A 19,691-nucleotide genomic window follows, 5' to 3' on the forward strand; every position below is an offset into this window, starting at 1 on the left:
GCCAGCCGGCCCCTTGCAGAGAAACTTTCCCCGCTGCTGTTCGTATATCCGGATGACAGCCTAGCATTACCGTTCGGGAGGAACTGGCATGAACAAAACCAGGTCGGCTCTATTGGCCCTTGGCGCTTTTCTGCTGACCAACCTGAAGTGGCTTGTGGGCCTCTTGAAATTTTCCAAATTCGGCACCACGCTGCTGTCGATGATCGTCAGCCTGTGGGCGTACGCCATGGTGTACGGCTGGAAATTCGCGGCAGCCATTGTCTATCTGATTTTTGTCCATGAAATGGGGCACGTCATCGCCGCCAAACGAAAGGGGATCAAAACGTCGCCGGCCGTGTTCATTCCCTTTGCCGGGGCGTTTATCGCGATGAAGGACCAGCCGCGCGACGCCGGCACCGAAGCGTATCTGGCCTACGGCGGGCCGCTGGCGGGCATGCTCGCCTTTTTGCCGGCCCTTCCCCTCTACTGGTGGACGCACGATCCGTTCTGGGCGCTGGTGATCTACCTCGGCGCGCTGCTCAACCTGTTTAACCTGCTGCCGGTCTCGCCGCTGGACGGCGGGCGGATCGTCTCCGTGCTGTCCACCAAACTCTGGTTCTTCGGCCTGCTCGGGCTGGGCGCCATGCTGTTAGCCAGCCCCGGTCCGATGATGGTCTTCATTTTTGTGATCGGGTTGATTACCTGGTGGAGCCGTGCGCGGGAAGGGTACCGGCAGCGCGTGCTGCGGTACGAAAAAGAAAAGCTGGAGGGCGTACTGCAGGAGATTGCCCGCTGGCCGCTTCTGGACTCGTCGATCGAGACCCGGGAACGGCTCTACGCCGAGAAGCAGGAGGCGTTCGCCGCCCAAGCGCCCAAAGGCTTCCTGATCCCGTTTTTGCAGGATGACAAACGCTTTGTCCGCGACCGCATCGCCATGGACAAGGAGTATGCGGAGCGGACCTGGGAATTGTTCCGGAAGTGGGAGCACGAACCGGTGCTGTTCGTGGACGGCGATCCGTCCCGTCCCGCTCCCTCCGCGCTGCTCACCGAAGCGGACCAGGCCGCCCGCCAACGGCTGGCCCAGGTGGAGGAGCTCCTGCACCGTCTGACGACGTATTATGAGGCACCGGCCTCCACCAAGTGGAAAGTGCTGATCGCCTATCTCGCCCTGGCCGGCGTGCTCTCCGCCTTCTTCGTCTACGGCCAGCACCTGCTGCACGTGCGCTGACGAGCCGCCTTTTCCGTACAGGCCTCTGCGGGCCGTTGCGGGAGCAAAAACACGTGAGACGGCCATCTTACCGCCGTTTTTCCCGGGCAGCGGGTCCCCAGGGGCCGGGACGCCGGTTTTTCGGCTTTGTGCATCAGGGGCCAATCTTGTATCATAAAAAAAGAATCAATCAAAATATTCCAGAGAGGATGACTGTTTGCTTGGAGAGTATTCCGATAGTGCTGAACCTGCTGCTTGTCGCTTTTCTCGTCTTTCTGAACGGCTTTTTCGTAGCCGCCGAATTCGCCCTCGTCAAAGTGCGCCAGACGCGTTTGACCCAACTGGTGAATGAAGGGCACAAACGGGCCGGCTTCGCGCAAAAAGTGACGCAAAAGCTGGACGCCTACCTGTCCGCCTGCCAGGTGGGGATTACGCTGGCCTCGCTTGGTCTGGGCTGGGTCGGTGAACCGGCGATTGCGCACATGATCGTCGAGCCGCTGCTGCACAACTTCGCGCTGCCCGACTACGTGATTTCCGCGATTTCGTTCGGCGTGGCCTTTGCCATCATCACGTTCCTGCACATCGTGTTGGGGGAACTGGCGCCGAAATCGCTGGCCATTCAGAAAGCGGAAGCGACCTCGCTGTGGGTGGCAGCACCGTTGATGCTGTTTTACAAGATAATGTACCCGGCCATCTGGGTCCTGAACGGAACCGCCAACCGGCTGCTGAAGTGGGCCGGACTGGAACCGGTGTCCGAACACGAAGCGGCTCACACGGAAGAGGAAATTCGCCTGCTGGTCAACCAGAGCCATCAAAGCGGCCACATCGACCAGACCGAACTTTCGCTCGTGGAGCACGTGTTTGACTTTTCCGAAACCCTGGCCCGGGAAGTCATGATCCCGCGCATCGACATGGTTTGCCTGTATACCTCCAACACGTTCGAGGAGAACCTTGAAATTATTCGCACCGAGCGCCACACGCGCTTTCCGGTGGCGAACGAAGATAAGGACAACATCGTCGGGTTTGTCCACGCAACCGACTTTTACCTGGCCGCCCTGCAGAACAAGGACGTGCGGCTGGAGGATTTCCTCCGCCCCGTGCTGACCGTGCCGGAATCGATGGAGATCAGCCACGTGCTGCGGCTGATGCAGAAAAAGCGCTCGCAGTTGGCGATCGTCATCGACGAATACGGCGGAACGGCCGGTCTGGTCACCATGGAAGACATCCTGGAAGAGATCGTCGGCGACATTCAGGACGAGTTTGACACGGACGAACGTCCCGACATCGAAAAGACGGTCGACGGCCTGTCCGTCGCCGGGAAGACCCTGCTGACCGATCTGAACGACCACCTGCCGTTTGAACTGGTGTCCGAAGACGTCGATACCATTGGCGGCTGGCTGTACAGCCAGCTCGAAGAGGAGATTGCCGTCGGCGCTTCCGTCGAGTGGGAAAACCACCTGTTTACGGTGACCGACATGGACAATCACCGCGTGACGCGGATCGCAATCAAACAGTTGGTCCCCCCCGAAGCAGAACAACAGGAATCGCAATTGACGGTGGTGTAACAGCATACGACCGCAAGCCGGCATCTGCATTCGACAGATGCCGGCTTCTTCATGGTGAAAGACGTTTTCGCCCAGGCGGACTCCACGTATGTTTCGCGGGCCGCTAAAACAGCAGGAAGCCCAGGCTGATAATCGCGCCGGTGACGAACAGCATCATCAGGCAGTACCCCATGATGTCCCGCGCCCCCAGCCCCGCCAGAGCGAGTACCGGCAGCGCCCAGAACGGCTGGATCAGGTTCGTCCAGGCATCGCCCCAGGCGATCGCCATCGCCACTTTGGCATGGGAAACGCCCAGTTCAGTGGCGACCGGCATCATGATCGGCCCCTGCACCGCCCACTGACCGCCGCCGGAAGGGATGAAGACGTTGAGCAGGCCTGCGCTCCAGAAGGTAAACAGCGGGAAGGTGGTTGGCGTGGAGATGCTGATGAACCACTGCGAGATGCTGGCGGCCAGCCCCGACCCGGTCATCATCCCAATGATGCCGGCGTAAAACGGAAATTGCACAACGATCCCGGCGGTCGCCTTGACCGCTTCGTTCATGGCGTCGAGAAACTTGCGCGGTGTACCGTGCAGCAATATGCCGAGGAACAAAAACCCGAAGTTGACGATGTCCAGGTTGAGTTTGAAGCCGTTTTTCAAAAAGTAGGCGATCAGAAAGACCAGGCCCAACGCGGAGATGAGCACGGACACGATCCGGCTGTTCTCCAGCCTGGCGGCGGGACTGTCCTCTGCTGTCGCAGCAGACGCGGCTGCCGTCTCTTCATGATCGATGCCCGGCCCCTTGTACACCACCGTATCCTTTTCCGCCGGCATCATCATCCGGTTGATCAGCGGCAGGGCGATCATGATGGCGATGACGATCGTCAGGTTCATCGGCGAAAAGAGCGTTTCCGACGTGGGAATCACTCCGATGACGTCCTGCAGGATGTGCTTCTCCGTGGCCACCGTCAACGGGACGGATCCGGACAGTCCGCCGTGCCAGACGACAAAACCGCCATACGCGCTGGCGATGAGCAGACGGTAATCCACTTTTTCCACCCGCCGGGCGATTTCCCGGGCCAGCAGGGCGCTGATGACGATCCCGAACCCCCAGTTGATCCAAGCCGCCAAACAGGAGACCAGGCTGGTCAGGACGATTGCCTGCCCCGGTGTTTTGACGGTGGAAGCCACCGAGCGCAATCCCCGCTTGCACAGGTCCGTGCTGGCCAACGTATGACCTGTGACAAGAATCAGCACCATCTGCATGGTGAAGCTGAGCAGTCCCCAGAAGCCGTCTCCCCAGTACGTTACCATCTCCAGCGGCGACTTACCGTTGACGGCCATTCCGGCAAAAAAGACGACGAACGTAAGGATAATGGCGAAGATAAAGGCGTCGGGCAGATAGCGCTGCACCAATCGGACCGACGCGTTGGTCATGGCTTGAAACACGTGACATTTCCCCCTTTTCGAAAGAATTGGCTGCCTTCCATTTTTGGAAGTAGCAAAAGGCATGCCAACCGTCAGCGAGGACAGGAGCCGCTTGGATGTATGCGCTTTCAAAACAATACTTGCCGGTCATTGACTACTTTTTGCACACGTTGACTCCAGTTTGCACAGTTCGTGTGCGTAACGGTGCAGCCCGTGTGCGTGTGGTCGGCACCTCTACTCCCACTCCTGACCGTCCAGCCCGTACGCTTCCAGCTTGTACAGGAGCGCGCGGCGGGAAATGCCCAGCCGTTTGGCCGTCCGCAGCCGGTTGCCCCGCTCTTTGCGCAGCGCGCGGACGATCGCTTCCCGCTCCACCTCGCGAATGATGTCCCGCATCGTCCGATTCTCGATGCGGATCGCGGCGAGGTCGTCTGCTGCACCAGCCGGTTCGTTTTCCCTCGGGTGCACCTCCACGTGCTCCGGCAGGATGGCGGAGCCGCCGGCCAGCACCAGGGCGCGTTCGATGGTGTTCTCCAGTTGGCGGACGTTGCCCGGCCAGTCGTACGCCATCAGGACGTCCAGCGCAGCGGGCGAGAGATAGCAGCCCTCCTTGCCCAGCTCCCGGCCGTATTTGGCGAGAAAGTGCTGCACCAACAGCGGGATGTCTTCCTTTCGTTCCCGCAGCGGCGGCATGTGAATGGGAACGACGTGCAGCCGGTAGAACAGGTCTTCGCGAAACTGCCCCCGCCGTATCAGCTCCCGCAGGTCCCGGTTGGTGGCCGCGATGATCCGCACGTCGACCGGCACGGGTTCCACGCCGCCCAGCCGAACCAGCGTCCGATCCTGCAGCACGCGCAGCAGCTTGACCTGCAGCGGCATGCTCAGCTCGCCCACCTCGTCGAGAAACAGCGTGCCGCCGTCCGCCAGCTCAAACAGCCCCGGTTTGCGGCCGGCCGCCCCCGTAAACGCGCCCCGTTCGTAGCCGAACAGTTCGCTTTCCAGCAGGGTTTCCGGGATGGCGCCGCAGTTGACGGGGATCATCGGCTTGGCCGCGCGCGGGCTGTTGGCGTGTATCGCCCGGGCGATCAGCTCCTTGCCCGTTCCGCTCTCTCCCTGGATCAGCACCGTCGCTTTGGTCGTGCTGACCCGCCCGACCAGCTTGTACACCTCCTGCATCGCCGGACTCAACCCCACCAGCCCCGGCTGGTCCGTCAGCTCCTCCGTCGACCTCCTGACCGCCCCCGCCGGTTCGTCCGGCTCGCGCTGATGCACCGCTCTGGCCACCACCTGCTTGATCCGTGCCACGTCAAACGGCTTTTGCACGTAGTCAAACGCTCCCAGCTTCATCGCTTCCATCACGTCCGCGGCGGACCCGTAGGCGGTCATCATCACCACGCTGGGACGCGGCCCGTCCACCTGCTGCAGCCGCCGCAGCGTCTCCATGCCATCCGGCTCCGGCATCCTGAGATCCAGGAGCATCACCTCGGGCCGAAAGCTGCGCACCAGTTCCAGCGCTTCCGCTCCGCCGGACGCCTCTCTCGTCTCGTACCCCGCCCTGCGCAGCGTCGTCGTCAGCGCCTTGCGCACATTGGCCTCGTCATCGACCAGCAGCACCCGTTTTTTCATCCTCTTCCTCCTTTCTGTCGGTCGCCGGCAGCGTCACCGTGAACCGGACTCCTCCCGGCACGTTGCGGGCGCTGATCTGTCCCCCGTACGCCTGGACGATTCGTTGGGAGATCGCCAGCCCCAGCCCCGTCCCGGCCGGTTTGGTGGTAAAAAACGGATCAAACACGGACAGCAGGTGTTCTTCGGCGATGGGCGGGCCGTCGTTGGTGACGTGAATGCGCGCCTCCCGCTCGTCTCCCTCCGCCTCCACCCTGACGCTGCCGCCGTTCGGCATGGCCTGCTGCGCGTTGATCAATATGTTGAGAAACACCTGTTTCAGCAGTTCCGGCGAGGCCAATACAGCCGGCAGAGAAGCGGCGTACATCTTTTCCACCGCGATGCCCTGCCTGGCCATGCCCGGCTCCACCAGCGCCAGCGTCTGGTCCAGCACGTCGCAAACGGACGAGGGGACGTGCCGCTCCTCGTTGGGGCGGGCGAACAGCAGCAGCTCGTCCGCAAAGCGGTTCAGCCGTTCCACTTCTTCCACGATGATTCCGGTGTACTCGCGGTTGTCGTGTCCGGGCGGCCATTCTTCCTCGAGGATTTGCGCAAACGCCTTGATCGACGTCAGCGGATTGCGCACTTCGTGGGCGATGCTGGCGGCCAGCTCGCCCACCACGGCCAGCCGTTTCGCCTGCGCCAGCTTGGCCTCCATCCGCTTCCACTCCGTCCGGTCGTCCAGCACGGCGATGGCACCCAGCACCTCTCCCGCCGGGCCGCGCCAGATGGAGGTGGTCACGTTGACAACCTGTGCTCCCCGCTCGCGGCGGGCGGGCCGCCACTCCGCGTCCCGGGCCGTCCGGCCGTGATGCAGGGCGTCGGTCAGCGCAGCCACCAGCACCTCCTCCTCCGCAAAGATGTCCGTATACGTCTGCCCCACCGCCTGCTCGGCCGCCAGTCCGGTCATCCGGGCTGCCGCGTCGTTCCAGGCGGTGATCCGTCCGCAGTGGTCAAGCGCGACGATGCCGCTGTCCATGCTCTGCACGATCGTCTCCGTATGGCTGCGGCTCGCCTGCAGGTCGCTGGCCAGCTTGTTGATCGCGTCGGAAATCTCCCCCGGCTCGCCGTCCAGCCGTTTCATGCGAAAGGACAGGTCAAACCTCAGCCGCCTCAGCCCCGCCTTGATCTCAGCCAGGATCACTTCCAGCCGGTGCATGAGCAGACCGCTGGCCGCCGCCGCCACCATACAGCCGATGCCCAGGATGGCGTAGATGCTCTTCCGCATGCCCGCGAGCTGCACGTCGATGCTGCTCATCAGTTCGTTGGCCCAGGCGTAGCCGATGATCCGGCCATTGCGGGTCAGCGGGTGCATCGCGTTCATGATGTTCCCCCGCACCTGCTGGCCGACCGCCACCTCGACGACGCCGTCACGCATCACCCGCCGCCCGGGATGGTCGGGAGGGATCGACTTGCCCACGTAACGGCTCATCTCCTCGCTGGGACCGTACGTCACGATCGCATCCAATCCCGCCGCGTAATAGCCGACCCCGATCCCCGGATGTGCGGCGGCGAGGCGGTCCGTCAGCGGCGCCAGAGCCCGGTTTAACGCCTCGATCTGCTGTTCCCGCGGCGCCGCCTGCATCCCCCGTTCCCGGAGCATGGCGTCAAAATCTTTCGACAACACGTAATCGAGCTGCTCCGTTACCGCGATCAGTTTTTGCTTTTTCTCCTCCAGCAGCGCCTGCTCGGCCGCTCTCAGCAAAACCGCTCCGGTGACGAGAATCGGCAGCACGGTCACGGCGATGACGGAGGCGACAAAGCGGATGCGGTACAGGTATGCTTTCACGAATGAATCCCGTCCCTTTTTGCTTTTGCCTTTTGGTGTGATCCTATTCTATCATACAACTGTATCCGTTTTTGAGATGTGCGAAAGGAGCTTGTCCATGATTCGAGTCTTGTTTGTCTGTCTCGGCAACATCTGCCGCTCGCCGATGGCGGAAGCCGTCTTCCGCCGGCTGGTGGAGGAGGAAGGGCTGGCGGAGCGAATCGCCATCGATTCGGCAGGCATCGGCGGATGGCACGCCGGTGAGCCGCCGCACGCCGGCACGCGCAAAGTCCTGAGCGAAAAGGGCATCCCGCACGACACCCTGCGGGCCCGTCAGATCACGCCGGTGGATTTTTCCGAATTTGACTACATCGTCTGCATGGACGAGGAAAACCTGTCCGCGCTGAAGCGCATGGCCCCGCCCGGCAAAGCTGTTTACCGCCTGCTGGACTTCGCGCCGCACCTGCCGGAGAGCGACGTGGAAGACCCGTATTACACCGGCCGGTTCGACTACGTCTACCAGTTGGTGGAGGCGGGCTGCCGCGGCCTGCTCGATCATATCAAGGCAAACGAAAGCCCCTCTGCGTGAGGGGCTTTTGCCGTTATACCGGTTGGTTGCACGTACAGAAACGATTTCCATTTTTATCCGTCCTAACTGGTGAATAGGATTCAAACGGTGGTCAATTCCAAACTTTCGATGATTGATTGCACAAAACATCCCTGATTTTCTACAATCGCTCCGATTAGACTTCTATTTTTAAAATATAAAAAATTCTGTATTATATTTATATCTCTTGGATGGGTGTGCCGAATATAAAACAAGAAAAAGATCAATGGTGTTGGGCTGGAACTTCAGTGTCTGTCTTGAAATACTATGGAAAAAGTATCAGCCAAACAAGTTTCGTGAATACGGTGAAAGGAGCTACTCTAAATCAGCCTGCAACGATGTACGAAGTGAAAAGAGGACTCAATTCCTATGGGTTAAATTCGAGTGTATCCGAATCTCCAATGTCTTTTTCTACCCTGATCTCCAATATCTATAACAGTGACAATCCTGTCATGGCACTAATTCTATGGACAAATGGCGGTGGACACTTTGTGAATATCGATGGGTATGACGATGGATCAACTGATTATATCACTTACATGGATCCATGGTATGGAGATCATTATGTTAAGTCTTACAATTCTTTTAAGAGTAGCAGTTCTCAAACATGGTATGGTCAAGTATACAACTTTACATCCTTTTAGGTTTGGAAATATGTAAAAAAGGGAGGTACAAACGTGCGAAAAATCCTTTTCACATCTGTAATCGTATTACTGGGTATTGGCTTCTTTGCAATCGGTTATGCCTCTGACAAACCGGAACAGCAGGCTTTGAAGGATTATAAACGTATACAGAAACAATTTGAAAAAAGCGGATCAGCCCAAGCATCAGTCGACAATCTGGAACTGTCCAACTTTTCGATCCCCATTTCCTTCACACTCACGGCGGAAGAAATCGCTTCCTACGAGGGAAGGGAGCTGTCCGATATTCTACAGCCATCGGACCAGTGGCTGTGGTTTATGCAGGACAACGGTGAGACAAAAGGTATCGTAATTGCGGACAGCAAGGGGCCGATCCAGATGGGGGGGTGAAAATTACAGTAAAGACTTGATGAAATTGTATAAGACGATTCAAAAGGATGTTTCAAAAGACAAAGATGTTCGTTACTTTGAATTCCAGGGCGGCGGAATCTTTTTGAACGTCGACAAGAATAAAGAGGAAGTGTGGTTGACCAGCCGGGCAGCCGAGCTATTGAACTTATCACCGTACAAAAAATTGTCACCGGAGACTGTCTTGGAGAAGATGAAAAAGCGAATCACAATTACTACAACAGAAATATGGGTAAACTCAAGCAACCAATAGGGCACAGGCGAACAGCATGAAGAAGTTCGGGTTACAATTTTCCCCCGTCAGCCCCTTTTATCTTCTTCCGCCCGTGCTGACACTTCGCCCGATTTTGATGTGTCGGCTGCCGCGGCCTGCTCGATCATATCAAGGCAAACGAAAGCCCCTCTGCGTGAGGGGCTTTTGCCTTATAGCCGCAAATCTATATGCTCGGATCACATGCCCCAAGCGCTCTTTTGGACATGTGTCCTTGCTCGGATGATCCGTCCTCCGCGTCACACCGCCACCGTCTCGTTCCCCGCCTGTTGTGCCAACCACGCGGTCGTTCGGCTGATCAGGCGCTGATACGCGTCGTGGGCGGAAAACGTATGATCGCCGCGGACGATGACCTCTGTCTCGCAGCGCCCCGTCTGCCGCAGGCGCAGCTCCCGTTCATAGTGAAAGACGGAATCGACCGGGATGACCTCGTCGCGGTTGCCGTGCAGGAGCAGCACGTCTCCTGTAAACCGCTTCGCCTCCCGCAGCGGTTCGTACCCCCGCAGCGACTGGAAAAACGTATCCCGCAGCACGTACCCGCGATGGTCGGTCTGGCCGTACTGGAGCGCCTCCCGGTAGGATTCCTCTCCGACAATGCGGACGATGTCCTCAAACGGGCGGAGAACCGGCGCCCACAGCACCAATCCGTCCACCCGGCTGTCCCGGGCCGCGGTCAAGAGCGAGACGGCGCCGCCCAGGCTGTGCCCGAGCAGAATCAGCTTGCCGGGAGCGCCCGATTCCATGTTCCTCACATGCTCCAGGACATCCCGTGTCTGCCGCAGCAGCGCATCCATCCCGCCCGCACCGTATTCACCCTCGCTCTCGCCGCATCCGGCGTAGTCGAACCGTACCACGTTGAAGCCATGCGCGGCCATGTCCCGCGCGGCTTTGACAAACAAGCGGTCCACACCGATCCGGCTGCCGACAAAGCCGTGGCAGATCAAGACGGTGATTCGGGAGAAAAGGTCCACCTGATTCCCGCAGCAAAAAAAGGACAGCGTGTTTCTGACGCTGTCCCTTCTTGTTCGTCCTGTCTGTCAATCAGGAAGCTTGTACCTGTTTGATGAACTCCTTCATCAACTGCGGCAGATCGTTCCAGGCATGGCCGGAAATCAGGTTGCGGTCCACATGGAAGCGGGTTTCCACGTAGGTCGCCCCCGCTGCCTCCACCTCCGGACGGCACGCCATGTAGGCGGTCATCTTCCGTCCCTTGATCTCGTCAGCGATCACCGTCAAGGCCACGCTGGCGTGACACAGAATCATGATCGGCTTATCCTGTTGGAAGAAATGGCGGGCGATGCGGGGAAAATCCTTGTGCATCCGGATGTGTTCCGGAGCGCGCCCACCCGGAATGATCAGCGCGTCGTATTCTTCGGGGTTGATCTGTTCAAACGAAGCGTGGGCTTCCACCTGGTAGCCCCGTTTTTCCGTAAACGTCTGCCAGTCTTCAAAGTCGTGCACGACGGTATGGAGTACCTTTTTATCCGTAGGGGAAGCGATCGTTACCTCAAATCCTTCCTCCAGGCATCGATAATACGGGTAGTACACTTCCAGTGCTTCCACGGCGTCGCCGGTCAGGATCAGCACTTTTTTCGACATTCTTGCGCCACTCCTTTACAATGGGGTTATGTGACAGAAAATATTATAGTCATGTACGCCATCCTTTGGAAGCATGCACTTTTTCGTGCGATAGTTACGAAAAGGGTACTTTTGACGAAATACAAGAGAGCAAGGAGAAGGGCATGTCTGACATTCGAAAAGAAATTCGGGAGAAAATCCGAAACGGAGATTTCAACTGCGAGAAGGAACTGACGCTGTCCATCATCAGCGGCAAGTGGAAAATCGTCATCCTGTGGCATCTCGGAGTGGAAGGGCCGCACCGCTTCAGCGAACTGCAGCGGCTGTTCCCCAAAATTACCCACAAGATGCTGACCAGCCAATTGAAAGAATTGATCGAGGACGGCATCGTTCATCGGGAAGTCTACCCGGAAGTGCCTCCGCGTGTGGAGTATTCCTTGACGGAGCTGGGGATGACCCTGCTGCCCATCATTCAGATGATGTACGAATGGGGGAAAAAACGAATGGCCGCGATCAAAAAAGAGATGGGCCTCGCTGAACCGGAAGCCGAAGAGCCGTCAAAAAAGGGATAGCCGCTTGCCGCGCTATCCCTTTGCCTTTCCTTACGATTATGGCTGCACGCTGTTTTTCGGCGGTGCCGCCAGGTCGCGCAAAATAGCCACTTCCACCCGCCTGTTTTTGGCCCGCCCTTCCGGCGTCGCGTTGCTGGCCACCGGATGGTACTCGCCCATGCCGGTCGCGCTGAACTTGGCCGGGTCGAGCTGCTTGTTTTCCAAGAGGACCTTCAAAAAGTTGACCGCCCGTTTGACGCTCAGGTCCCAGTTGGAGGGAAACTCTGGACGGTGAATCGGGACGTTGTCCGTATGTCCGGTGACCGTCACCTTTTTGGGGTGGGGCACCAGCATCGCCGCCAGTTCCGTCGCCAGCTTCCGCGCTTCCGGCTTGAGGTCGGCCTTGCCCGAATCAAACAGCGCGTTGTCCAGGATGGTGATCAGAAGCCCTTCTTCCGTCATCCTGGTCTGGAGCTTGTCTTCCAGCTTGTTGCTGATGATGTATCCTTCCATCTGCTGCTGCAGCTTTTTCAAGTCTTCCGTTTCCTTGCGAATGGCCTCTTCCAGCTTCCGCTCTTCTTCCGTCTTTTCCCGTTCCGCCTGCTGCCCCTTGTGCAGGGTCTGCTGGGCGAGGGTGGGATCAAGTGGCACCGGGCTCGGCTGGTTCAGCACGCTCAGCCCGCCGTTCAGCGCGACGTTGAAGGAGCGGACCAGTTGGTCAAATTTCTGCGCATCCAGCTTGCTGGACGCAAACAGGACGATGAACAGCGCGAGCAAAAGCGTCAGCAGGTCTGCATACGGAATCAGCCAGGACTCGTCCATGTGCTCCTCGTGGTGAGCCTGACGTTTTTGTCGTCTAGCCATTTACCACGGCCTCCTCCTTCTTCTCATCCTTCGACCCCACGCGTTCCTGGGTCGGGATGTAGACCAGGAGCTTTTGCTCGATGGCCGCCGGCGACACGCCCGCCTGAATGGAGAGCAGCCCTTCCACCATGATCTTCTTGATCTCGATTTCCTGCTTGGATTTGCGCTTCAGCTTGTTGGAGAACGGGTGCCACAGCACGTACCCCGTAAAAATCCCGAGCAGGGTAGCGACGAACGCCGCCGCGATTGACTGCCCCAGCGCATTGACATCACTCATGTTGCCCAGTGCGGCGATCAGGCCGACCACCGCCCCCAATACCCCGAGCGTCGGGGCGTAGCTGCCCGCCTGGGAAAAAATTTGCGCGCCCGCTTGATGGCGCTCCTCGATCGAGTGGATTTCTTCATTGAGCACGTCGCGGACAAACTCCGGTTCGCCGCCGTCGATGATCATCTTCATGCCGTTTCGCAGGAACGGATCTTCAATCTCATCGGAGGTGTTCTCCAGCGCCAGCAGGCCTTCGCGGCGGGCGATGGAGGCCCAGTTCATGAACTGGTCAATCAGCTCCCGCTTGGACGGCAGCTTTTGTTCGGTAAACAGTACGCGAAACAACGCCGGAATCCGTTTGATTTCCGACAGGGGGAACGCGTTGAACACGGAGGCAGCCGTACCCACGATAATGATCATAAACGCTGCCGGATTGATCAACGATGTCAGGCTGGCGTGTTTCAGCACCATTCCGACACCTACTGCGAGGATGCCTAGTACAATACCGATCAAGGTCGACTTTTCCATGGTGACACTCCCTACTTCCCGTAATCAAAAATCCCTATATATATGGTTTCGGTATTTCCGCTCCGGGTTGTGAGAGGAAGTTGAGGAAAAATCGAAACTCTTTGTGACGGCACGGAGCCAAACCGCTCAGCCAAACCACTGAATCAGCCCGATCATGACCAGGAGGCCGAGAATAAACGAAAAGGTGGCCGACCGCTCGTGCCCGTCGCCGTGACTCTCGGGAATCAGTTCCTTGTACACGATAAACAGCATCGCGCCGGCGGCAAACGACAGGCCGTAGGGGACCAGTCCCTCCACAACCGCCGTCAGGTGGTAGCCGACCAAGGCGGAGACGACCTCCACCGAGCCGGTCAGCGTAGCGAGCAGGAACGCCTTGAAGCGGCTTACCCGCTGATTGATCAGAAACAGGGCGACGAGGAAGCCCTCCGGGGCGTTTTGCACCCCGATCGCAAAGGCGATCAGCCCGCCCAGTCCGGTCTGCTCGGCGGAGTAGCTCACCCCTACGGAGAGCCCCTCCGGTATGTTGTGCAGCGTGATGGCCGACAGAATCAACACAGCCTGCGTATCCATCGAGATGTTGACCCGCGTGTGTTCCAGATCGATGTGCGGAATGACGCTTTCCAGCACGGTCAGCACAAGCGTTCCGGTCAACACGCCGAGACAGACGACGACGAACCGCTCTTCCGCCAGCGCCTGCGGAATGAGACTGAAGGTGGCTGCCGCCATCATGATGCCCGCTGTAAAGGCAAGCAAGATATCCCGCCAGCGGTGCGTCACCGTTTTAAAAAAGAGAATCGGCAAGGCTCCTGCGCCAGTGGCCAACGCCGACAGCAGACTCCCGATGACCAGTTGTTCCATTCCCACTCCTCCAGCGCTTCGTGTCGACGATACCCACATGATACCACGGAGAGCGGACAGGAAGGAAACAGGCAGGTGTCCGTCGATCCCGGGCTCCGGACTCCCGGATCCCCTCTTTTCCGCCTGCACGCAAAAACAGCGCCGTCCAAAACGGCGCTGTCAGTGTCCGAGAGCGAGTATCTGTTCCGTCCGCTTTTCTTCGTTCAGAAGCGGGCATGTGTAGCAGCACCGGCCTCCCGCCAGGCGGTACTGGAAGCAGCATTGGCGGCGGATGCGGATCGGCCGGTCCGGCTGCTTGGGATGGGAGACGACGGTAAAGCAGGTGTCAAGCGGATTGCCTGTTGTCAGGCCGAACAGGTCCGGCCCGGCCTCGCGGCAAAGAAAACGGAAATCGGCGGCAAGCTGCCCGCGAAGCGCAGACAGCTCGTCCCGCTGCTGCCAGTCCTCGTAATAGTAGTGCACGATGTAGGCGGTATGCGCCCACAAAACGTTCGCGTGTATGCCGGTAACCGCAGACAGGGTCGCAATCAGCGGTTGAACCGTTTCGGCAAAAAAGCGGCGCAGCACCTGTTCCCGCCAGACGTCCCGCCCCGGGCCGCCGGGCGTGCTGACACTCCCGTCGCGCAGGACAAACCGGGGAAGGGCCCAGTTTTTCTCAGCGGTCAAGAGAACGTTGCCCAGCGATAAATCGAGCCCGGCCGAATGGACGGACATGGCGTACAAGCCGCCGCAAATCACGGTCAAAAAGCGTTTGAAGAAGATGGACGCCGTCACCACGGCCGTGGGGGAACCGATCTGCTCGCCCACCTGGCGCAAAAACGGCTTGACGGTCTCTTTCCGCAGGAGACCGTCTGCGGCAAACACCAGCGGCGCCGTCACTTCCCCTGCGATCGAGAGGCGGTATGTTTGTTCCAAGACGGACAGGTTCAATTCGGAGGACATGGGCGACTTCCTTTCGTGTTCTCTCCTTGCAGTATGTTCAACTACAATGATTTTCATTATCATCCTTGTGCTGATTTCCATTATAAGACGCCCTCCCTCCCGGCACAAGGGCACGGCGACGAAATCGGCACAACCGATGCATACGATTTCCATGTACCGCCAGAATAACAATGTAACCACGAAAAGGAGGGCTGTTATGTCACTGATTCCCTATGAACCATTTCGCCATTTGGAGAACGTGCGCCGGGAGCTGGACCGCTTCTTTACCACCGGATTGCCCGGCCTCTTCGCCGGCACGGAGGGGTTCCTGTCCACTCCCCGCATCGACGTGTACGAGACGGATACGGAAGTGGTCGCGACGTGTGACATTCCCGGTCTGGAAAAAAAGGAAGACGTGCAGATCGATATCGAGAACAACGTCCTGACCATAACCGGCAGCATCAACAAGGTCAACGAGGTGAAGGAAGACCGGATGCACCGGCAGGAGCGGTTCTCCGGCCGCTTTTCCCGCTCCGTCACGCTCCCTGCCCGTGTCTCTTCGGAAGGGGTAAAAGCCACCTACAAAAACGGCGTCCTGGAAGTGCGCATCCCCAAGGCGCATCCGGATGAGAAGCGGCGCATTGACGTGGAGTTTCACTAGGTCCCGACAGTATGGAAAAACGCCTCCCCGCACAGGGAGGCGTTGTTTCGTTGGGCCAGCCGCTCTGAACCGGCGGCGGAGAAGTGTTCACCGGAGGGCTTGCCATCCGGAGTCCCTTCCTTACTTTACGTCTCCGACCGGTACGTTTTCCCCAGTTCCGGACTCAGCCCGAAATAGTGGCGGAAGTTGTAGATCAGCGGATTCCAGGCGTTCGGGTTGACATGGTGCCGCCCCATGACGATGTCCTCCCGGGCGTGGACGCGCAGCACCTCCGTCTCGACGATGGCAAAGAACCCGTCGTACTCGGGGGTGCGGATATGGCGAACCGCCGCTTCCACCTGCAGCGGGCATTCGGCAATCCGCTCCGGCGCCACCGTCTCGGCAGGCTGGGCGGTCAGGCCTGCGGCGGCAAACTTCCGCTTTTCGTGGCGAAAGCCCAGCGCCTGTTTATAGTCCGGCACCGGGTCCCGCCCGGTAAGCGGCGCGAGCGCTTCCACCTGCCGCCACATCGCCGCCTCGGGGATGTTCAGCACGCATTCCGGATGCCGCTTGAGATTGTCCAATCCTTTCGACCCGCCTCCGATGCCCAGCACCACGTAACGGCCCAGCGCCCACGAGGAGGAGATCGGGCTGATGTTGGTGCTGCCGTCTTCGTTTAACGTGGTCAGCAGGATGACAGGCGTTCCGTAGTAAAGAATCTTGGGTTGGATGGTGACGTGATGGATCATGGTGGGTTCGGCCTCCCTGTTCTGCGAGATCGTCTTCGGCCCCCATTGTAAACGACAGTTATTTCCACTACGATCGAAGTATGCCTGCACACGGAGGTGTTCTTTCGATGACCCACACCGGCTTTGCACAGACCGCTTCTCTGATCGGCGACCCGTCCCGCGCGGCCATGCTGCTCCAGTTGATGGACGGACGCGCCCTGCCGGCCGGCGAACTGGCCCGCCGGGCACGCATTTCGCCGCAGACGGCCAGCGCCCATCTGGGGAAGCTCGTGGCCGGCGGCCTGCTCGCTCTGGAGACGCACGGACGGCACCGCTACTACCGGCTGCGCGGTCCCGAAGTGGCTCAGGCGTTGGAGGGGCTCTTGATCCTCTCCCCGCCCGGTCCGGTCCGTTCGCTGCGCGAGTCGGAGGAGCGGAAGGCGCTGCGCTTTGCCCGCACCTGCTACGACCACCTGGCCGGCCGGGTCGGCGTCCGGCTTGCCGAGCAGTTGACCCACCGCGGCTGGCTGACGCGACTCGACGCTCCCTCCGCAGCGGGGAAGTGGGAGTTGACCCCCGCTGGCGAGGAGGCGCTGGCCGCCTTTGGGCTGGACATCCCTGCCCTCAGACGAAGCCGCCGCTCGTTCGCCCGCCCCTGTCTGGACTGGATGGAACGGCGCCACCACCTCGCCGGGGCGCTCGGCGCCGCCTTGACCGCCCGCCTGTTCGAACTGGGCTGGCTGAGACGGCATCCTTCCTCCCGCGCCGTCATCCTGACCGAAGCGGGACGGACGGGATTGCACGACGCCTTTGGCGTTTCCCCCGACACAGACGAAAACGGGCGGGAATCGTAGCGTTCCGCCCGTTTGCCGCTCCATGCTGCGCCTTGAACCTGTCCCCCGATTTTGTCGATATCAGTATCGATCTGCTTTTTTACCCCCGCCTCTCCCCACGGGTAAACCAGGTATTTCGGGGGGCGAAAAGGGAGCTCGACCTGCGCGTGCTTCTGTAGGATAATGGAACAAACGCAAGAGAGACAAGGAAAAACGGAACAGGGTAACGGGAAAAGGAGGAACCCATCGTGCGACACTACGACGCGATTGTCATCGGAGCCGGTTCAATGGGCATGGCCGCGGGGTATTACCTGGCCCGGCAGGGGATGAAAACGCTGCTTCTGGATTCCGGCGATCCGCCTCACCAATGGGGGAGCCATCACGGGGATACCCGGATCATCCGGTACGCGTACGGAGAAGGCAGGCTGTACGTGCCGCTGGCGCTCAGGGCCAAAGAGCTGTGGAGCGAGCTGGCCGAAGAAACGGGAAAGCGCCTGTTCGTGCAGACAGGCGTCCTCAGCGCGGGGCTGGCGGACGCGCCGTTCTTGCGGGAGGTGCAGGAGAGTGCGGCGCAATACTCGCTGCCGCTGGAGGTGCTGGACGCGGCGGAAGTCGGGCGGCGCTGGCCGGGCATCCGTCTGCCCGCGGAGTTTATCGGCTGTTTTGAACCGACATCGGGCGTTCTCTACAGCGAAGAGTGCATCCGCGCCTACCGCAGCCGGGCGCTGGTCTGCGGCGCGGAGCTGCGCACCGGCGAGCGGGTGACCGGCATTCGGGCGGAGCGGGACGGTGCCATCGTGCAAACGCAGACGGACACCTACAGCGGGAGTACGCTGCTGATCAGCGCCGGCGCCTGGAACGCCGGGCTGCTGGCATCGCTCGGCCTCTCCCTGCCGCTCACCCCCACCCGCAAAACCGTCTCCTGGTTTGCCGCGGACGAGCAGCTCTACAGCGCCGATCGCTTTCCTGCCTTTCTTTTCACACTGGCCGATTCGATGTTTTACGGCTTTCCCAGCCTGGACGGCGCGGGGGTCAAGGTGGGGCGGCACGACGGCGGGCAGCCGGCCGACCCGGACCTGCTGGACCGGACGTTTGGCCTTTATTCCTCGGACGAAGCGGATACGCGGTCGTTCCTGGAACGGTTTATGCCCCAGGCCGCCGGGCCGCTCCGCCAGGGCAAGGTCTGCCTGTACACGTATACACCCGACGAACACTTCATCATCGATCGTCATCCCGAATATCCCCATATCGTCATCGCCGCCGGTTTTTCCGGCCACGGGTTCAAATTCGCCAGCGCCGTGGGAGAAGCGGCCAGCCAGTTGATCACCCGGGGGAAATCGGAAATCGACCTGTCTCTGTTTGCGGTGACCCGTTTCTAATCGATCGCGCAAACAGCCTCGCCCTGTCAGGGGCGAGGCTGCCAGACTGAGACAAACCGATTGGATCGAAGGAGAAGCATTGTTTCCTGCCAGAGCGACTTGTGAGCCCTACCGAGCGGAGCAGCGATGTGCGGGAAAAAGAGCGCCACCTTGACATAGGCTGCGCAGCGATACGACTTTGGCGATCCCCCGTTCCACTACGCCTCCCAGACGGACGAGCCGATCCGGGCGATGATCCGCTCCCATGTCGGCAGCGGCTCCGCGTGTGAAGCCTGGGCGAACGAGCTGCCCTCAAACTGGGACAAATACGCAAACCCGGGCCGCGTCGCCCGATCAGTCAGGTAGGCGGACCGGGTGGCTCCCGGTCTCCGCTGCCGGTTGAGATGGTGGATGATCATCTCGGCCGGACCGATGCCGATGCCGTGACCGTAGTACTCGCCCCCTCCCAGCACCACCGCGTTTTCTCCCTGCCACTCCGGTGTGTTCGGATTGAAGTCGGGGTTTTCAAAATACACAATGTCCCCCGGCAGGAAGGACGTCGTCTGTACCGTTGCCAACCGCAGGTCCTGGTCGTACCGCCAATCGTACAGGAGCATTCCGGAAAACAGCCGGTCAAAGTCGGACCGCCGAATCGACTGCAGCACGGCGTAATAGATCACGACCACCATCGCCGTGGCGCACTCCAGCGCATATGCCCGGCCGCGGCGGAAAATATCCTCGATGGCGACGGACGGCGGCACGTTTTCCCGGAGAAGGCACCCGCCGTACTCGGTTTTGATCCAAAACTCCTCGTTGCACCTCGTCCGTTCGAAGGTGGCGAATGCCAGCCCGCTGTGGGCAAGCGCCACGGCCGATTTCACCAGCCGGTCGCGCAGCTTCAGTTCAAACCGCAGCACCTGGGCCGAGGGATACGCGTACACGTCCCGACTGCGCGCCATGGCCGTCACAACATCCCGCTGTCCCCCGGATAACGACCACGCTCCCAGCAGATCGGACGGATCGACCGGTGAACCCGCGATTGTAATCATGC

The 19,691-nt window shown here is 59.9% G+C and carries 20 protein-coding genes; 9 read left to right on the forward strand and 11 right to left on the reverse strand.

Translation table 11 applies throughout. The features are described 5' to 3' along the window. Positions 1-88: 88 nt before the first annotated feature. Together M516_RS0120085 and M516_RS0120090 are read left to right on the forward strand one after the other, a co-directional pair. On the forward strand, positions 89-1,207 hold the full coding sequence (locus M516_RS0120085; RefSeq protein WP_029100703.1) for a site-2 protease family protein: 1,119 nt from the start codon (positions 89-91) through the stop codon (positions 1,205-1,207). 200 nt (positions 1,208-1,407) lie between these two features. Beyond that, entirely contained in the window at positions 1,408-2,751 is a 1,344-nt protein-coding gene (locus M516_RS0120090) for a hemolysin family protein (protein WP_029100704.1), read from the forward strand. A 103-nt stretch (positions 2,752-2,854) separates the two neighbouring features. Here the strand turns inward: M516_RS0120090 and M516_RS0120095 are convergent, their stop codons facing one another. From M516_RS0120095 to atoS, 3 genes are all read right to left on the reverse strand, one after another. Beyond that, complete coding sequence (locus M516_RS0120095) at positions 2,855-4,180, reverse strand: short-chain fatty acid transporter (protein ID WP_029100705.1); 1,326 nt, start codon at positions 4,178-4,180, stop codon at positions 2,855-2,857. 213 nt (positions 4,181-4,393) lie between these two features. Continuing rightward, positions 4,394-5,785, reverse strand: coding sequence for a sigma-54-dependent transcriptional regulator (locus tag M516_RS0120100; protein WP_029100706.1), 1,392 nt, complete (start codon positions 5,783-5,785; stop codon positions 4,394-4,396). Then, the gene (gene atoS / locus M516_RS0120105; RefSeq protein ID WP_029100707.1) at positions 5,757-7,610 is read right to left on the reverse strand and encodes a two-component system sensor histidine kinase AtoS; all 1,854 of its coding nucleotides are present in this window, start codon (positions 7,608-7,610) and stop codon (positions 5,757-5,759) included. The genes M516_RS0120100 and atoS overlap by 29 nt, the downstream gene beginning before the upstream one ends. 97 nt (positions 7,611-7,707) lie before the next feature. Between atoS and M516_RS0120110 the strand changes: the two genes are divergently transcribed. The 3 genes from M516_RS0120110 to M516_RS24475 all read left to right on the forward strand — a co-directional run bounded on the left by M516_RS0120110 (position 7,708) and on the right by M516_RS24475 (position 9,227). Continuing rightward, positions 7,708-8,178, forward strand: coding sequence for a low molecular weight protein-tyrosine-phosphatase (locus M516_RS0120110; RefSeq protein WP_029100708.1), 471 nt, complete (start codon positions 7,708-7,710; stop codon positions 8,176-8,178). A gap of 209 nt (positions 8,179-8,387) precedes the next feature. Next, the gene (locus M516_RS26370) at positions 8,388-8,840 is read left to right on the forward strand and encodes a C39 family peptidase (RefSeq protein ID WP_081656622.1); all 453 of its coding nucleotides are present in this window, start codon (positions 8,388-8,390) and stop codon (positions 8,838-8,840) included. Between the two features lie 33 nt (positions 8,841-8,873). Then, entirely contained in the window at positions 8,874-9,227 is a 354-nt protein-coding gene (locus tag M516_RS24475) for a hypothetical protein (protein WP_029100709.1), read from the forward strand. Positions 9,228-9,755: 528 nt separating this feature from the next. On the opposite strand, the gene M516_RS24055 is transcribed toward M516_RS24475, so the two are convergent. Then, a complete protein-coding gene (locus M516_RS24055) occupies positions 9,756-10,487 on the reverse strand; it encodes an alpha/beta hydrolase family protein (RefSeq protein ID WP_238551016.1) in 732 nt (243 codons plus the stop codon). 70 nt (positions 10,488-10,557) lie between these two features. Further along, on the reverse strand, positions 10,558-11,115 hold the full coding sequence (locus tag M516_RS0120130) for a DJ-1/PfpI family protein (protein ID WP_029100711.1): 558 nt from the start codon (positions 11,113-11,115) through the stop codon (positions 10,558-10,560). 143 nt (positions 11,116-11,258) lie between these two features. Between M516_RS0120130 and M516_RS0120135 the strand changes: the two genes are divergently transcribed. Beyond that, positions 11,259-11,666: a winged helix-turn-helix transcriptional regulator gene (locus tag M516_RS0120135; RefSeq protein WP_029100712.1), complete on the forward strand. Its 408-nt coding sequence runs from the start codon at positions 11,259-11,261 to the stop codon at positions 11,664-11,666. Positions 11,667-11,702: 36 nt separating this feature from the next. On the opposite strand, the gene motB is transcribed toward M516_RS0120135, so the two are convergent. The 4 genes from motB to M516_RS0120155 all read right to left on the reverse strand — a co-directional run bounded on the left by motB (position 11,703) and on the right by M516_RS0120155 (position 15,102). Further along, positions 11,703-12,509, reverse strand: a complete 807-nt coding sequence (gene motB, locus M516_RS0120140) for a flagellar motor protein MotB (protein WP_029100713.1) — start codon at positions 12,507-12,509, stop codon at positions 11,703-11,705. After that, entirely contained in the window at positions 12,502-13,302 is an 801-nt protein-coding gene (motA, locus tag M516_RS0120145) for a flagellar motor stator protein MotA (protein WP_029100714.1), read from the reverse strand. The genes motB and motA overlap by 8 nt, the downstream gene beginning before the upstream one ends. A gap of 126 nt (positions 13,303-13,428) precedes the next feature. Continuing rightward, entirely contained in the window at positions 13,429-14,160 is a 732-nt protein-coding gene (locus M516_RS0120150; protein WP_029100715.1) for a ZIP family metal transporter, read from the reverse strand. Between the two features lie 159 nt (positions 14,161-14,319). After that, complete coding sequence (locus tag M516_RS0120155) at positions 14,320-15,102, reverse strand: IucA/IucC family C-terminal-domain containing protein (protein WP_029100716.1); 783 nt, start codon at positions 15,100-15,102, stop codon at positions 14,320-14,322. Between the two features lie 196 nt (positions 15,103-15,298). On the opposite strand from M516_RS0120155, the gene M516_RS0120160 reads away from it, so the two are divergent. Beyond that, positions 15,299-15,742 (forward strand): Hsp20/alpha crystallin family protein, encoded by a 444-nt coding sequence (locus M516_RS0120160; protein WP_029100717.1) that lies wholly within the window; start codon positions 15,299-15,301, stop codon positions 15,740-15,742. A 125-nt stretch (positions 15,743-15,867) separates the two neighbouring features. Here M516_RS0120160 and M516_RS0120165 read toward each other — a convergent pair whose 3' ends face one another. Continuing rightward, a complete protein-coding gene (locus M516_RS0120165; protein ID WP_029100718.1) occupies positions 15,868-16,470 on the reverse strand; it encodes a flavin reductase family protein in 603 nt (200 codons plus the stop codon). Between the two features lie 107 nt (positions 16,471-16,577). Between M516_RS0120165 and M516_RS0120170 the strand changes: the two genes are divergently transcribed. Further along, positions 16,578-17,303, forward strand: coding sequence for an ArsR/SmtB family transcription factor (locus M516_RS0120170; protein WP_029100719.1), 726 nt, complete (start codon positions 16,578-16,580; stop codon positions 17,301-17,303). A gap of 227 nt (positions 17,304-17,530) precedes the next feature. Continuing rightward, positions 17,531-18,661, forward strand: a complete 1,131-nt coding sequence (gene solA, locus M516_RS0120175) for an N-methyl-L-tryptophan oxidase (protein WP_029100720.1) — start codon at positions 17,531-17,533, stop codon at positions 18,659-18,661. 197 nt (positions 18,662-18,858) lie between these two features. Here the strand turns inward: solA and M516_RS0120180 are convergent, their stop codons facing one another. After that, a complete protein-coding gene (locus M516_RS0120180; protein ID WP_029100721.1) occupies positions 18,859-19,689 on the reverse strand; it encodes a protein-glutamine gamma-glutamyltransferase in 831 nt (276 codons plus the stop codon). Positions 19,690-19,691: the final 2 nt, after the last annotated feature.

The sequence above is a fragment of the Brevibacillus thermoruber 423 genome (assembly GCF_000454065.1).
Classification (GTDB): Bacteria; Bacillota; Bacilli; order Brevibacillales; family Brevibacillaceae; genus Brevibacillus; species Brevibacillus thermoruber.